The organism is Bradyrhizobium sp. RP6, from assembly GCF_003837805.1.
Lineage (GTDB): Bacteria > Pseudomonadota > Alphaproteobacteria > Rhizobiales > Xanthobacteraceae > Bradyrhizobium.
On the sequence record NZ_RQIT01000001.1, the window covers coordinates 361,586 to 377,042 of the forward strand.

A 15,457-nucleotide genomic window follows, 5' to 3' on the forward strand; every position below is an offset into this window, starting at 1 on the left:
AATGGCAGACGCTCGCGACCAACTTCCGGCCTACATCAACACCTTCGATAAGACCAAGGGCTATCAGCGTCTTGCTGCGCACTATGACCGCTTCCTGACCAGCAATGAGATCAACGTCATTCAGGACATCGAAGCGAACCGCCTGAAGGGCGTCGCCGATGCGTTCTGGCGCGACGGCTCGCTTGTCAGCGGCGGGGCCATCGTGCTCGGGCCGATCATCAACGCGACCGTCGAGGCGCAATTGGCGGCTGCCAAGGTCTACATTCGCGGCGCGGTGCATGACATCGAGGCCCGGAACCTTGTTATCTCGGCGGTTGGGACCGTCGTCATCGGCATCCGCCTGCGCACCTTCACCGTCACTTATGAGCAGGACCCGACTCTGAAGGGCATGGCTCCCGGCACGCGCGCGCAGGGCGAGCCCGGTGCGTCAGCGCTGGCGATGCTCGGCCGCTGGGGCTTCGAGGGAGACGGCGAGGAAGGCGACTTCTTCCCGATCTACACCATCAAGGATGGCGTGATCGATACGCCGGTCGAACCGGGCATCGACGACGCCTGGGCGAATCTGCTCGCGCGGTATGACCGCGAGGCGCACGGCGGCTATGTCGTCGAGGGATTCAACGTCAAGGCGCTCGGCCTCGACGAAAACAGCAAGCAGAACTTCACCATCTCGGAAGGCACCATCAACGTTTGGGGCTACAAGCGGACTCGGCCTGCCTCCGCACGCCTTCGCGTGACGGAAGAGCCCGAGATCATGCTGATCGACGACGAGCCGCATGCCGTCAATTCCGGCACGCAGACGATCAAGGTGCGCTTCGCTCCGATCGCCTCTGTTGAGGAAGTGACGATCATCGCCGAGAAGACCGTCACGCTGACGCACGGCACCTATGCAGGCGTTTCCGATGCGCTGCCCGATCCGACCGTGCTCTCGATCCGCGAAGTCAAGCAGGGCGCGACCGTCTATGCACCCACGGCCGATTACAAGCTGACCGGCGCCGCCGTCGATTGGTCGCCGAACGGTGCCGAAGTTGCGCCGGGCTCGACCTATCAGGTCACGTATCGCTACCTGACCAACGTCGCGCCGACGAACATCACGCGCGACGGGTTCGACATCACCGGCGCTGCGAACGACACGACTGCGTTTGTCAAGTATGTGACCAAGCTGCCGCGCTATGACGCGATTGTGGTCGATCAGCAAGGCGCGATCTCCTATTTGAAGGGCATTAGCTCCCTCTACGCGCCGCAGCCGACGACGGTCGCGCCGACGCTTCACAAGTTGGCCGATGTCTACAACAATTGGGGACTTGTCCCGACCATTAAGCAGGTCGCGACCGTCCGCATGCCCTTCGCCGACCTGCGCAGCCTCGAAACTATGGTCAGCGATCTCTACGCGCTGGTCGCTGAAGAGCGCCTTCAGCGCGACGTGGACCGCAAGGAAGTCGCCTCGAAGCGCGGTGTGTTCGTCGATCCGCTTCTCGATGACGACATGCGCGATCAGGGCCTTCCGCAGACCGGCGCGATCTTCGGCGGCCTGCTTTGGCTGCCGATCATCCCGACCGTCACGACCATGCCCGCCGACACGACGCTCACTTACACGTTCGAGAACGTGTTTGAGCAGCGCCAGATCACCGGCGAGTCGAAGATCAACCCGTATGCGTCGTTCGGTGCCCCGGCGACCGATGTCGCCCTCAACCCCTCCGTCGATCTTTGGACCGACACGCAGGACGTTTGGACCTCAGTCTTCACGTCGCGCGTCGCTTGGCAGCGCACGAACTTCGCCGCTGGCCCGCTGATCGGGACGACCACGGAGACCACGGATCGCATCGTCAACAGCACGACCGTCGCCGAAGAGACCATCCGGCAGCGATCGGTTGGCTTCACCATCCACAAGTGGGGCTATAACGAAGTCCTGAAGAAGGTGACGTTCGACGACATCGACGTGACCCCGGCGGGAACGATCCGCGCCGACGAAAACGGCACGCTGACCTCGGCGTTCCAGATTCCGGCGAACGTCCCTGTCGGCGTGAAGCACGTCGCCTTCGAAGGCTTCGGCGGCTCGACCGCCAATGCGCTCTACACCGCCCATGGCTGGCTGACCACGATCAACAATGAACGGACCGTCGTCACGACGTTCTGGTATAGCGCCGATCCGCTCGCGCAGACTTTCCGTCTGAGCGAGCCCCGGCAGGCGCTCGGCGTGGACGTGAAGTTCACGAAGGTCGGCGACAAGACCAAGCCGGTCCGCGTGCAAATCCGCGAGGTCGAGCTTGGTATTCCGACCGAGCGCGTTGTCGCCGAGTCGATCCTCGACATGAATACGGTGAAGGTCATCGACCCGCTCTCGGTTCAGCCGCGCGTCGAAAGCGATTGGACCTTCGCCGCGTTCGAGCGCCCGGTGACGCTGCGCGAGGATCGCAGCTATGCCATCACGCTTCTGACCGAAGACCCGACCCATTCGGTCGCTATCGCCGACCTGGGCGGCTTCGATCAGATCAATGGCTGGGTGACTTCCAACGCCTTCCCGCTGGGCACCTTCCTCGACGGCTCGGACTCGCGCACCTGGCTGCCGAAGCCCGGTCGTTCGCTCGGCTTCCGGCTCCGCTGCGCCAAGTATGCGCAGGCGGTTCGCACCATTGAACTCGGTGATCTGCCCGTCGTGTCCTGCTCGGACCTGATGCCGCTGCTCGCGGCCGAGCGTCCCGAAGGCACGTCCATCGAGGTCGAGTTCGAGGCCCCGAACGGCGCGAAGTACGTGACGGCCCCGGCGGTCAACGTCTCGCTGCCCCAGGCCATCACCGGCACGCTGAAGGTTCGCCTGCGCGTCACCGGCTCGAACAATCTTTGGCCGATCATCCTGCCGTACCTTCAGGTCGTGGCGGGTGCGATCCAGCCGACCGGCGACTACATCACGCGCGCTTTCGAAGCGGGCACCGACTCCAAGGTCCGACTGATCCTCGACGTTTACCTGCCCGGTAACGCGACCTTCGAGGCGAAGATTCAGACGGGTGTCAACGCGGGCCTGCCGGTTTGGTCGGCCTCGAACGCGCTGACGCTCGAAAAGGCCACGCCGCTCGGCGATGGCTGGGAAGAGCGTCAGTACATGCTCGACCACGTCAACCTTGCGGTGACGCGGGCCTACGTGAAGATCGGCGGCGGCCCCGCTGCTCGCTCGAACGCCCGCAACATTCGCGCCGTCGCAGTCAAGTCCACCACGGGTTAATAGGTCATGCCGAACGATCTCACGACGCGCGGTTATCCGCTTCCGCATCCCGACAACGTTGCGCGTGAAGACGCGCAACGGATTCGTGACGCTATTCAGACGATCAGCGAAGACATCGATAGCATGGCGGTAGAGCCGCCGATTGCGTCCGAGACGACGACGGGCGACGTGCGGCTCGCCACGGCGGCAGAGGCAACGGCCGGAACGGTGCTCGATGCAGTGCCCGCCGTGAAGCGCGTGAAGGACATGATCGTTGCGGCGATTGATGCCCTGAAGGGTGGCGTCGGTCCGGCTTATGACACCCTGGTGGAGATCGCCGACAAGCTGACTGCGGACGACACGGCCATCTCTGGAATCCTCACCGCTCTCGCGAACCGTCTTCGCGTCGATACGTCTTCTCAGGGGTTGTCCGCATCGCAGCAAAGCAATGCCCGCATCAACCTCGACATGGAGGCGTTCGGCCCGGCGGGCGTGACGCTGGCGAACGGCACCGACCTCAATACTCTCACGTCGAAGAACGGTGCCTATATGGGCACCGCGTTAGGGAATAGTCCGTCGTCCAACGGCTGCACCTTGTGGGTGCAGAAGTGGGGCGTGTACGTCTACCAGCGCCTCAACGCACATGACCTCGGGATTGTTTATGAGCGGTGGTACAACGGCACGACTTGGACCGCTTGGGTGAAGGTGTTCACCGCCGCGAATGTGGCCACCGCAGCGGCCATCCGGTCCAAGACTGGCAGTGATCTCATCACCACCGACAAAGCCTGGGACGCCGCAGGCTTCGTTGACCTTGGCGTCAGCGGGAGCGGGAACCTCAACATCGACTGCAATAACGGCGTCCGCTTCCGCGTCGTCCTCACTGGCAACGTGACCGTCAACTTCCTCAATCCGAAGGATGGGCAGAACGTTGACGTGACGTTCGTGCAAGATGCCACCGGCGGAAGGACCGTGAGTTGGAATAGCAACGTCCGCTTCCCGAACGGCATCGCTCCCACGGTGGCGACGGGGGCAAATGGTTGGGCGCTGGTCTTCACTGGAGTCTACAACGCGAACTATGCGCAGTGGCTTGGCGCAGGGTGGAAACTTTCGTGATTATCCTTCCCTTCATCAGTCGCATTCGGGTGGGCGGCCTCGAACCGCCCTCTGTTCCTGGCTCTCAAAATTGGGGTGCGGGATCGCGGAGCGTTGTAATCCCCGTCTACAAGACGCTCACGATGCAAATTTGGGGGGCGGGCGGTGGTGGCGGCAACATGCTCGATACCGACACTTCAACCGGTGCAAACGAAGAGTGGGGCGGCACTGGCGGGCAGAGTTACTTTGCGGCACCGGGAGTCACCCTTATTGCCAACGGCGGCACCGGCGGCGGCAACGGCAACTTCAACCTTCAACAGAACGGCGCGAGCGGATCGCCGGGCACCGCAAGCGGCGGCACCACCAACACGACCGGCGGCGGCAACGCCGGGGGGGCCGGCGCAGGCCCCGTTGCTGGCTACTACGGCGGCAATGGCGGTCGGGGCGGCTTCGTCAGCAGGACGTGGAATTGGTTCGATCCCGGCGCTCCGGTGGCAGGGTCGAGCTACACGCTTGTTACCGGCGGCGGGGGCGGACCCAGCCGCTTTTACGTCTACCAGCCGCAAGCAACTGGCGGCGCGAACGCATCTGCAACTATGTCTTGGACCTAAGCTGAATCGGAGTTTCCGTGGATAAGATCGTCGTTCAGGAGTCCCCGGCAGGGACTTTCACCCAACTTGTCATCGGGCAGTCGTTCACTGTCGGCAACGTGCAGCATGGCTGGCAAGTTGTCGAGCTTTGGTCAGACGCAGACCTCGCGGCTATCGGCATCTTCAAGGTGTCACCGGCGACGGTGCCCGCTGGCGAGGAAGTCGTGAGCACCAACATCGAGCGCGTTGACGGCGTGGTGAAGCAAGTCGTCATCACGCAACCGGCCGTTCTGAAGGCGAGCGCCCGCCAACTGCGGCTCGCGATGAACGCCACGAATCTGCGCGACGACATCGAAGAGTACGTGGCATCGCAGTCGCGCGACGTGCAAGATAGCTGGCAATGGACGACTGAGTTCGAAAGCACCCATCCGTTCGTTGTCGGCGCAGCCGAGCAGTTGAACAAGAGCCCCGAAGAGTTGAGGGCGCTCTTTCTGCTCGCGCAGACCTTCTGAAAGGATACCGAAACGGTCCCGACGCCGGGCAGGGCGATCGGTAGGGTACGCTCAATCCCAATACTGAGGATTGAGAGAACAGATGTCCCTTACCGATTTCCTTCACGGCGTCGAGACTGTCGTCGTCGATAGCGGCCCCCGGCCGATCCAGACCGTCCGTTCGTCCGTCATCGGATTGATCGGCACCGCTCCCGCCGCGAATGAAGTGGCGTTCCCCCTCAACAAGCCCGTCCTCGTCAACCGCCGTCAGGCCGCCGCCATGATCGGCGCGACCGGCACGCTGCCGCAGGCCATCGACGCGATTTACGATCAGGGCGGCGCGCTCGTCGTCGTGGTCCGCGTCGAGGATGACGTTGACGAGAATGAGCAGCTTTCGAAGGTCATCGGCGGCGTCGATGCGAACACCGGCGAGTTCACCGGCATTCACGTCTTCCGCGCGGCCGAAGCCGAGTGCGGCGTGTCTCCGATGATCCTGATCGCGCCGGGCTTCACGCATCAGCGCCCGCTTGGCGTTGCCGGTCACACCGTCACCGCGCAGGGCCAGAACTACACCCAGGCGACCGTAACCTTCACCGGCGGCGGCGCAGGGGCCGTGCTGCCGACCGCGAAGCCGATCATCACCGGCGGCAAGATCACCGGCCTTGAGTTCGACTCGCTGGGCTACGGGATCGTGTCGCCGCTGACGGCGACCATCAATGGCGACGGCACCGGCGCGACTGTCACGATCCAGATCGGCGCTTCGGCGAACCCGGTCGTGAACGAACTGAAGTCGCTGGCCGATGGCTTCAAGGCGCACATCATCGCCGATGGTCCCTCGACCACCGATGCCGCCGCGTTCGCCTATCGCAACGACCACGGCACCCGCCGCGTCTTCATCGTCGATCCGACCGTGTCCGGCTGGTCCGTGAAGACCAACACCTACTCGCTCGAACGCGCATCCGCCCGTGTGGCTGGCCTGATCTCGCGCGTGGACAACGAGAAGGGCTTTTGGGAGTCGCCGTCGAACAAGGAAGTCTATGGCATCGGCGGCCTGGGCCGTCCCATCGACTACGCCTACGGCGACAAGAACAGCCGCGCGAACATTCTCAACGAGAATGAGATCGCGACGTTCATTCGCGACGAAGGTTGGTATCTGTGGGGCAACCGCACCTGCTCGGCCGATCCGAAGTTCGCCTTCCTGTCCGTCTCGCGTACCGGCGACATGATCGACATCTCCATCGCGAAGGCCCATCGCTGGGCGGTGGATCGCTCGATCACCAAGCAGTATTTCGAGGACGTGACCGCGTCGGTTCGCGCGTACATGCGCCAGCTTCGCGTGCGCGGTGCGATCCTCGGTGGCGACTGCTGGGTCGATCCCGAGTTCAACACCGAAGCCGACATCTCCCAGGGTCATGTGACGTTCTCGTATGACTTTACCCCGCCGTACCCGGCCGAGCGCGTGACCTTCCGGTCGCATCTCGTCTCGGACTACATCCGCAACCTCTTCGCATAACGGGGACGAAAGATGATCCCGCGCGTACTTCGCAACTTCAACAGCTTCGTGAATGGCGTCGGCTATGCCGGTCGCATCAGCGAAGTCGAACTGCCCGAGCTTGCCGTCAAGACCGAAGAGTATCGGGGCGGCGGCATGGACGGCAATGTCGAATTGGACATGGGCTTGGAGACTCTGACGGCCAAGTTCACCTTCGGCGAATATGCCAACCAGATTCTCGGCCTTTGGGGCAACATGGACGGCAACGCCGCCCGTATCCAGCTTCGCGGCGCTCTTCAGCGCGACGGCGAGACTGCGGTCCCGATGACTGTCGATCTGCACGGCGGCTTCAAGAAGAACACGTTGGGCACCTGGAAAGCGGGCGACCTGACGCAGAACGAAGCCGAGATGTCCATCCGGTATCTGAAGATTCAGATTCAGGACACCGTCGTCGTCGAGATCGACATCGACAACATGATCCGCATCGTCAACGGCGTGGATCAGCTTGCGTCGATCCGCACTGCGATGGGCATGTAACCAACCACCACCAACGGCCGACCTCGCTACGGCGGGTCGGCCACAATTAAGCGGGAGAACTAGACTGTGACCGACAAGAAGAAAGACCTTCGCCTGTCCGTGGAAATCACCCTCGATTTTCCGTTCGAGGTCGATGGCAAGACCTACAAGTCGCTGACTATGCGTCGGCCGAAGACGAAGGACTCGCTGAAGGCTGCGAAGTTCAAGGGGCATGACGCCGACAAGGGCATCCTGCTTCTTTCCGATCTCTGCAACGTCTCGCCGGACGTGATCGAAGAGCTTGACGAGATCGACGCCATGAAGTTGGGCGAACAACTCGATGCTTTTCGTGGGGGTCAGTCGAGCTAAGCGATCTCCGCAAGGGGATTTTGACGCTCATTCGGCTGACCAAGGGCGGCGTCACGATCAGCGAGGTCGAGGAAATGTCCCTCGACGACTTCTACGGCTGGCTTGAAGATGCCACGAAGCTTCAGGCCGACATCAACAAGGCGATGAAGGCAAAGTAACATGGCGACCGGCTTCTCCGTTTTCGTCAATATCGGGGGTAAGGTCAGCCCGAGCCTCAACGCCGCAGTCAACGCAGCGAAGACCCAGGTCAATGGCCTGAGTGCTTCGCTCGCGTCGATGGCTGCGAAAATGAACGCGCCGTTCGCGGCCGTGAACCAACATCTCACCAATACCTCGAAGCGCATGGCCGCGATCCAGCGGCACGGCCGCAACGCGACGCTCGGTGTCACGACGCCCGGCGCGTGGTTCGGCGCGAACATGATCAAGGATGCCGCCGAGTTCGCCAAGGCAGGCAACATGGTCGAGGCGTTGGGAGAAGCCACCAAAGAGCAGCGCTTAGAGCTCTCCAAGATGGCGCAGGACTTGGCCGGTCGATTTGACGCCGGTGGTGCCACGGGCATCATGAAATCTGCGACCGAGCTTCTGAAGGCGGGCTTCACGTTCGAGCAGGCCAAGGGCGCGCTCGAACAGGTCTTGGCCGCGTCCGCTCTTGCGGGCGACATGACGCCCGCTGATGTCGGCGCGTCGCTCAGCAAGACCATCACGCAATTTCGCATGCCCATGAAGACCTATGAGCAGGCGATGAAGTCTTCGACCATCGTTACGGACCGCATGGTCTACGCGGCGGTGTCCACGGTCGCGTCCATGAAGGACATCTCGGAGTCGTTCAAGTATGCGGGCGGCGTTGCGGCGACGACCGGCAACTCTCTCGACTCCGTGACGGCGATGGTCATGGCCTTTGCAAAGGCCGGTGTGCTCGGCTCCGAAGCGGGCGTCGCGCTGCGTTCTGCCATTGTGCGTCTGGTCAAGATGCCGAAGGGCGGCATGAAGGCGTTGAGCCGGATCGGCATGAACCTGTCCGACTACACCCAGGCGCGTCCCGTAACGGCCGACACGGTCCTTGAGAACCTGAAGGCCGATGGCATCGACGCGAGCGGCGTGAAGAGCCAAATCGCCGACGCGATCAAGAACAACAAGGGCGATCATGCCGGGCTGTCGGCCGCGATCACCAAGGCGGTTCAGGGGGCGATCGGCAGTTCGTCGGCCGTCGATGCCGACAAGATTTCGGAGTCGGTCAACGATGCCGTCGCGGCTGCCGGGTCGAAGGTGGACATCACGAAGTTCATGACCGACTTGAAGAAGAAGATGGACGACGGTGTCGCGACCACCGGCGACATCGCGCAGATTCTCGAAGCGCGCCATATCTCGCGTTACATGGCTTTGCTGAAGGCCGATCTGCCCGCGATGATCAGGGAGGTCGAAGAGAAGTCAGACGGCTATTCGCAGAAGCAATACAAGATCGCCAACCAAGGATTGCCCGCCGTCCTGCTCAAGCTCGGCGCTGCCTGGGAAAAGTTCCGCAACACTGTCGTCGAGTCGGTCGGCAACGACATCGCGAACGCTTTCACGAAGCTCGCGGACACGCTGCAAAGCTTGTCGGCCTCGAACCCTGCGCTGTTGAAGACGGGCGTCTACTTCGCGGCTGCGGCGGCGGCTGCCGGTCCGCTGCTCTTCGTCCTGGGCTCGCTCGGTCGCGTCGCCATGCTCGCCATGCGCGGCCTCAACTTCGCCCTGCTCGGGATGCTCTTGCCCTTCCGCCTGCTCGCCGGGGTGATCGCTGGCGTCGGGGCTGCCGCTGTAGGCCGCTTGGCGGCGATGGCAGTGGGCTTCCGCATGCTGACGGCTCTCGGGGCAGGGGCGACGCTCTCGGCCCTGGGCGGCTCTCTGCTCGCCCTGGGGCGGTCGATCCTGCTCTTCCCCCTGACGGCTCTGCGGGCCATCGGCGTCGCCATGTGGGCGCTGGTCGCCAACCCTGTCGGCCTGATCATCGCGGCGCTGGTCGTCGCCCTGACGGCCTTGAGCGTGTGGGTCTACAACAATTGGGCGGGCATCAAGGAGTTCTTCGCCGGGTTCGGCCAAGGCTTCATGGAAGGGCTCGGACCGGCCGGTCCTGCCGTGAAGGCTATCGCCGATGGGCTGGGCTCCGTCTACAACTGGATGACGCAGTTGCTTGGCCCGCTCGACGCGACCAACGCGAAGTGGCGTGAGTGGGGCCAGACGGTTGGCGGCGTCGCGGCGGCGGGTGTGCGGAACGTGATTTCCGCGATCCAAAGCCTCATTGGGTTCTTCGGCACCGCCATCGACAAGGCGATGTCGCTGGGCAGCGCGATCAAGGGCATCTTTAGCAGCGGCGGCGGCAAGGCAGCGGCACCGGCTGGGGGCGCGGCCCCTGCGCCCATCGCAGGCGCTCGCGCCAAGGGCGGACCCGTGAGCTTCGGCAAGCCGTATTTGGTTGGCGAGCAAGGCCCCGAGCTTTTCGTGCCCGGCATGTCCGGCCGTATCGAGCCGAACAACCGTCTGCGCAGTCTCACGGCGGACGGCGCTTCGGCCGTTGCGAGTTCGAACGAAAGCAGCACGACGGTCTCGCGCAGCAACACCGCGCAGATCACCGTCCAAGTAAACGGCGGCAACCCCAACGATGTTCGTCGGGCGGCTGAAGACGCGGTCTACGCGGCCTTCGCGCGACTCGAATCCGAGCAGCGCGGACTCTTGAGCGACTGATCATGCAAAGCACCGTTCTTCTCGCGCTCGGCGCGTACCGCTTCTCGATCAACAATGCCGCCTACCAGAAGTTCGACCGGACCTCTGCATGGCGCTGGCCGTCCACGGAGCGCATCGGCATGGCCCCGGCTCCGCAGTATGTCGGCCCCGGCGAGGACACGATCACGCTCGATGGCGTGATCTATCCGCACTATCGCGGCGGGCTGCGGCAGGTCGATCAGATGCGGGCGCAAGCCGGTCTTGGGCAGCCGCTCCCTCTCGTTACCGGCTTCGGCCGCTATCTCGGGAACTACGTGATCGAGAAGATCAGGGAGGGGCAAGAGACCCTGATGTCGGACGGCGCCCCCCGTAAGATCGAGTTCACGATTGAACTGAAGGCTTACGTCTGATGGAGCAATACATCACCATCGAAGGCGATACGGTTGACCTGATCGCCTACAACCGCTTCGGCGTCACGCACGGCGCGACGGAGGCGATCTTGCGCGCGAACCCCGGCCTTGCTGCGGCGGGGACGAAGCTCCCCCAGGGGATGACCATCAACATCCCGGCCTTCACCGTGAAGAAGGCCAAGACGGCCGCGAGGATTTGGTCGTGACGCCCGCTGCGCGCATCCTGCTCGACGGCCGCGACATCACGGCCAACCTGATCCCGGCCCCGTTCGGCCTGCCCTTGGAAGGCGGCGGGCATGTCATCCCCGGCGGCGTCCTGGGCGGCGGACCGCTGCTCTCGCTGACCGTTCAGGACAACGAAGGCAAGAAGTCCGATAGTTGCGAGCTTGAAATCGACAATCGCGAGTACATCCCCGCGCCGGGCAAGGGCTCGAAGCTTCAGGTCTCGCTCGGCTTCGTCGAGACCGGCGTCAACTACATGGGCACCTTCCTGATCGACTCTTGGACGAAGAAGGGGCGACCGAAGATCATGACCGTGACGGCGAAGGCCGCCGGTCTCACGACCGAGATCAAATCGCCGAAGTCGCGCTCCTATCATGAGAAGAGCGTGGACGACATCGTGCAGTATATCGCCGGGCGCAACGGGTTGTCGGCCATCGTCAACGGCGAGGTCGGCGGGATCAAGATCGACCATATCGATCAGTCGAGCGAGTCCGACCTGAACTTCCTGACGCGCTTGGCGGGCCGCGTGGGCGCGAATTTCAAGCTGGCTGACGAGAAGGTCATCTTTAACAAGGCGGGCTCTGGCGTGCTCCCTAGCGGCGGCGCGGCCCCTGTCTTCGTGCTGACCGAAGTCGGCGTCACCGATTGGGATTGCACCGGCTCGACGCGCGGTGACTACAAGTCGGTCGAGGCCGCGTGGCACAACATCAAGAAGGGCGAGCGCGAGTGGGTGAAGGAAGGCGGCGGGTCGCCGGTCTTTCGCAGCCGCAAGCTCTTCAAGACGAAGGAAGAGGCGGAGGCGCAGGCCAAGGCCACGAAGGGCGCGCTCGCTCGCGGCAAGAAGGTCTTCGCCGCCAACTTCCTGGGTCGCACTGAGATGTTCGCCGGTGCGGGCATCACGGCCATCGGCTTCGATCCCGACTGCGACGGCAGCTACACGATCAAGTCGGCGACGCATCGCCTGAACGATCAGGGCCTCACGACGCGCATCTCTTGCGAGACTTCGGGCGAGGGAAGCGATGATTTTTGGGGCGGCGGCGGCGGGGAGTAGGGCTACCCGAACGGCCCTGCGCGGAATGCAACGATTGGCAATGATGTCTTCAGCAAACGGAGACATCCATGTCGATCACGATCAAGAATGGAATGGGCTTTCGAAACGGCGTGGCGATGCCGTTCAAGAAGAGCCCGAACCACGGCGGCGCGCTGAAGCCGCGCTTCATCGTCATCCACGACACTGCCTCGGGCCTCAAGGACGACGGCGACATTTCGTGGCTGACCAATCCGGCGGCGAAGGTCTCGGCGCATGTCGTCGTGAGCCGTCAGGGCAAGATCACCCAGCTTGTGCCGTTCAATGTCGTGGCGTGGCACGCCGGGCAGTCCCAATGGAAGGGGCTGAAGTTTCTGAACAGCTATGCGGTCGGCATCGAGATCGACAACCCCGGCAAGCTTCAGAAGGTGTCGGACGGCGTCTACAAGAACGATGTCTGCACCATCGACACCAACAAGGACCCGTCGCTGAAGGTCGAGTATGCGAAGACCACGGCGCACGGGGCGGGCTATTGGCTCCACTACAGCCCCGAGCAGATCGCGGCCGTCACCGACCTCTGCGCCGCGCTCGCCGAGACCTTCAAGATCGAGGACATCATCACGCATTGGATGATCTCACCCGGTCGGAAGATCGATACCAATCCGTTGTATCCGCTCGATCAGTTGCGCGCTTCGGCGCTGCCCTACAAGCCGGTGGGTCTGATGGCGATGCCGGAAGACGGCGAGCGCCACGACTCCGACGAGTCCGGCGAAGAGCCCGTCACGCTCGAACCGCACAGCGGCGTGCGGGATGAAAGCGCGACGAAGCCGGACAGGCTGAAGGCGTTCATCAAGAGCAAGATCACTGCCGTATCCGGCCTGTTCGGCGGCTTGTCGGTCACTTCCTTCCTGGGCGTGCTTCAGGATTGGAAGGTGATCGTCGCCCTGGGCACCTTCATCCTGATCGGCCTCGCCCTCTGGATTTGGTTGGAGAAGGAATGATCAGGGACTTTTTTGTGAGCTTGAACGACAAGCTCGGGCTCGGCGATCTGCTTTGGCAGATCGCGGCCTCCGACGTGGTGATCCTCTCGCTCGCGGCTCTCGTCTTCGTCTGCGTGATCGTCGGCCACTTCCCGATCATCAGCAAGCTCCCGATGGTTGCGCCTTACGCCGCCGTGGCGGCGGTTCTCGTCTACGTCTTCTTGGCGGCGCAGGCATTCCTTGTCGGCTACCGCTTCGCGGATGGCCGAGCCGAAGCCAAGGCGCTGCGCGAAGCGATCTCTGCCCGTGACGGCGTGATCGAGGGGCAGCGCAAGAGCCTCAACATGGTGTTCGAGGCAGCCGAGACCGCCGTGAAGCAACGTGATGAAGCGGCGCAGCGCGCCCAAGAAGCTCAGGACCAAATCGATGACTATGAAAAGCGCCTCAAGGATCGCCCGAACGCTGCTTGCCTGCTCACTCCTGACGATTTCGCTGGCGGCGTGTCAAACCACGGCAAGCGTTAGCCCGCAGCCCGAGTTCTCGGTGCCGCACGAGTCGACTCTCGTTCTCGACCCGGCCCCGAAGAGCAGGCAGATCAAGCCCGGCATCGACGCGCGCGTTGCATGGAAGCTGGAAGAGGCGCGTGCAGACGAGAACGCTCGCCGCCTCGTTACTTCCAAATCGAACGTGCGCAACGTGCGCCTGAAGGCCCAAGTCAAATGATCACGATCCCCGAATGGCTCATTGGCCTGCTCGGCACCGGCGCAGGCGCGGTTATCGCGCTTCTGATCCGCAACGCAGTCGCGCACACGCAGAACGCAGCGTCGGCCAAGGCAGGGCAGGCCATTGCCAATGAGGCCAAGGCGGCAGCCGCCGAAGCGCAGCGTCTCGCCGCATCGCTCGAACGCGACCTCGCGCACTTCCGCGAGAAGGTCGCCACCGAGTACGCGACCATTCAATTGCTCGACCGGATCGAAGAGCGGTTGGTTGGGGCGTTGGATCGCATCGGCGAGCGCTTCGATCAGTTTCTCTTGACGCAAGGCAAAGCAAAGTGACCACCGACAAACAGAAGAAAGAAGCCATCGAGACCTGCCTGCGCGAGGGCTTCGTGCCGTATCGGTCCGAGCATCGCGGCAAGGGCTCTGCCGTTCTCGAAGCCACGCGCCGCCTGAAGCTGAACAAGAACACGCTGACGGATTGGGTGCGGGCGCAAGACTCCCTCGCCAATCGCGGCGAGAAGAACTTCCTGCCCAACTGGTCGCTGTACGTCGCGCCGGGCGACAAGAAGCTGCCCTCTCGCCGGGAGGTCCACGATAGCGCCTACTGGCGCACGCGCTACAACGCGGCCGAGAAGGAACTGGCGCACATCGAAAAGCTTCTCGAAGAAGTCGGCGGCATCCGTTCGCTCGACATCCCGGCCCCGGAATGGTTGCTGAAGGCCAGCACGTCCAACCGCGCGCGTTCGGTCATGTCGATGCTCTTCACCGATCTGCACATGGGCGAGGTCGTCGATCCCGATGAAATCCTCGGGCTCAACGCCTTCAACCCGCACATCGCCGAGCAGCGCGCCAAGAAGTTCTTCCAAGCCGCATGCGAGATCGGGCCGCGCTGGGCGTCCGACACCAAGCTCGAAGGGTTGCTGCTCAACCTGGGCGGCGATCTGGTTTCCGGCGACATCCACGAAGAGCTTCGGATCACGAACGCTCTGACCTCGCATGAGCAGGTCCGTATGGTGGTCAAGATTCTGGTCGCCGGTATCAAGCTTCTGCTCAAGGCCTATCGCCGCATCCACGTTACGTCGGTGCCCGGCAATCATGCCCGCACCACGTTCAAGCCGACCGCGAAGCTCTATGCGAAGCTGTCCTATGACACGCTTATCGCTCAGATGGTCGCAGACGCCTTTTCGGGCGATCCTCGCGTGACTTTCCAGATCACCGTGGCAACGGACGCTGTGATCCCGGTGCTCGGCCGCACGGCCTTCCTGACGCACGGCGACAAGATGGGCACCGGCGGCGGCCAGGGCTTTGCCGGGCCGATGCTCCCCATCGTGCGCGGCACCAAGAAGGTCGAGGCGCAGCAAGCTCGCGCGGGGCGGCGGCCGGACATCATTATGCACGGCCACTATCACCACTCGGGCAACCCCGGCAACGTGTTCTCGAACGGCGCGTTCCCCGGCTACAGCGAATACGGCAACGGCCTGCGCGCCGCGTTGGAGCCGCCGCAGCAATGGCTCTTCCTCATTCATGAGACGTGGGGCGTGCGCGAGCGGTGCGAGATCAAGCTGGAAACGCCCGCTGCCTTCCCGCGTCTGGCGAGCGCTATGCCCAAGGAGATGGCGTGATGCTGTTGTTGCTCGCATTCATCTTTTGCCT

17 protein-coding genes are annotated in these 15,457 nt (G+C 63.2%); all 17 read left to right on the forward strand.

All coding sequences use genetic code 11. From position 1 onward, the window contains the following. Position 1: 1 nt before the first annotated feature. The 17 genes from EHH60_RS02000 (at position 2) to EHH60_RS02075 (ending at position 15,426) form a co-directional block, all read left to right on the forward strand. Positions 2 to 3,217, forward strand: a complete 3,216-nt coding sequence (locus tag EHH60_RS02000) for a DUF4815 domain-containing protein (protein WP_124157824.1) — start codon at positions 2 to 4, stop codon at positions 3,215 to 3,217. Between the two features lie 6 nt (positions 3,218 to 3,223). Further along, entirely contained in the window at positions 3,224 to 4,309 is a 1,086-nt protein-coding gene (locus EHH60_RS02005; protein WP_124157825.1) for a pyocin knob domain-containing protein, read from the forward strand. Further along, positions 4,306 to 4,899, forward strand: a complete 594-nt coding sequence (locus EHH60_RS02010; RefSeq protein WP_124157826.1) for a hypothetical protein — start codon at positions 4,306 to 4,308, stop codon at positions 4,897 to 4,899. The genes EHH60_RS02005 and EHH60_RS02010 overlap by 4 nt, the downstream gene beginning before the upstream one ends. Before the next feature lie 17 nt (positions 4,900 to 4,916). Continuing rightward, entirely contained in the window at positions 4,917 to 5,390 is a 474-nt protein-coding gene (locus EHH60_RS02015) for a hypothetical protein (protein ID WP_124157827.1), read from the forward strand. A gap of 82 nt (positions 5,391 to 5,472) precedes the next feature. Then, positions 5,473 to 6,882 (forward strand): phage tail sheath C-terminal domain-containing protein, encoded by a 1,410-nt coding sequence (locus tag EHH60_RS02020; protein ID WP_124157828.1) that lies wholly within the window; start codon positions 5,473 to 5,475, stop codon positions 6,880 to 6,882. A 12-nt stretch (positions 6,883 to 6,894) separates the two neighbouring features. After that, positions 6,895 to 7,398 (forward strand): phage major tail tube protein, encoded by a 504-nt coding sequence (locus EHH60_RS02025; RefSeq protein WP_124157829.1) that lies wholly within the window; start codon positions 6,895 to 6,897, stop codon positions 7,396 to 7,398. 66 nt (positions 7,399 to 7,464) lie between these two features. Next, positions 7,465 to 7,746: a phage tail assembly protein gene (locus tag EHH60_RS02030; RefSeq protein WP_124157830.1), complete on the forward strand. Its 282-nt coding sequence runs from the start codon at positions 7,465 to 7,467 to the stop codon at positions 7,744 to 7,746. A gap of 20 nt (positions 7,747 to 7,766) precedes the next feature. Beyond that, positions 7,767 to 7,904, forward strand: a complete 138-nt coding sequence (locus EHH60_RS37045; RefSeq protein ID WP_158626704.1) for a hypothetical protein — start codon at positions 7,767 to 7,769, stop codon at positions 7,902 to 7,904. Position 7,905: 1 nt separating this feature from the next. Beyond that, positions 7,906 to 10,467 (forward strand): phage tail tape measure protein, encoded by a 2,562-nt coding sequence (locus EHH60_RS02035; protein ID WP_124157831.1) that lies wholly within the window; start codon positions 7,906 to 7,908, stop codon positions 10,465 to 10,467. Between the two features lie 2 nt (positions 10,468 to 10,469). After that, entirely contained in the window at positions 10,470 to 10,856 is a 387-nt protein-coding gene (locus EHH60_RS02040; protein WP_124157832.1) for a phage tail protein, read from the forward strand. Then, the gene (locus tag EHH60_RS02045; RefSeq protein WP_124157833.1) at positions 10,856 to 11,062 is read left to right on the forward strand and encodes a tail protein X; all 207 of its coding nucleotides are present in this window, start codon (positions 10,856 to 10,858) and stop codon (positions 11,060 to 11,062) included. The genes EHH60_RS02040 and EHH60_RS02045 overlap by 1 nt, the downstream gene beginning before the upstream one ends. After that, entirely contained in the window at positions 11,059 to 12,129 is a 1,071-nt protein-coding gene (locus EHH60_RS02050; protein ID WP_245454371.1) for a phage late control D family protein, read from the forward strand. Before EHH60_RS02045 ends, EHH60_RS02050 begins: the two co-directional genes overlap by 4 nt. A 68-nt stretch (positions 12,130 to 12,197) precedes the next feature. Continuing rightward, entirely contained in the window at positions 12,198 to 13,106 is a 909-nt protein-coding gene (locus EHH60_RS02055) for an N-acetylmuramoyl-L-alanine amidase (protein WP_124157834.1), read from the forward strand. Next, on the forward strand, positions 13,103 to 13,609 hold the full coding sequence (locus tag EHH60_RS02060; RefSeq protein ID WP_124157835.1) for a hypothetical protein: 507 nt from the start codon (positions 13,103 to 13,105) through the stop codon (positions 13,607 to 13,609). Before EHH60_RS02055 ends, EHH60_RS02060 begins: the two co-directional genes overlap by 4 nt. Before the next feature lie 19 nt (positions 13,610 to 13,628). Beyond that, a complete protein-coding gene (locus EHH60_RS37935) occupies positions 13,629 to 13,808 on the forward strand; it encodes a hypothetical protein (protein ID WP_245454372.1) in 180 nt (59 codons plus the stop codon). Continuing rightward, positions 13,805 to 14,140, forward strand: a complete 336-nt coding sequence (locus EHH60_RS02070; protein WP_124157836.1) for a hypothetical protein — start codon at positions 13,805 to 13,807, stop codon at positions 14,138 to 14,140. Before EHH60_RS37935 ends, EHH60_RS02070 begins: the two co-directional genes overlap by 4 nt. Further along, positions 14,137 to 15,426 (forward strand): hypothetical protein, encoded by a 1,290-nt coding sequence (locus EHH60_RS02075; protein WP_124157837.1) that lies wholly within the window; start codon positions 14,137 to 14,139, stop codon positions 15,424 to 15,426. Before EHH60_RS02070 ends, EHH60_RS02075 begins: the two co-directional genes overlap by 4 nt. Positions 15,427 to 15,457 lie beyond the last annotated feature (31 nt).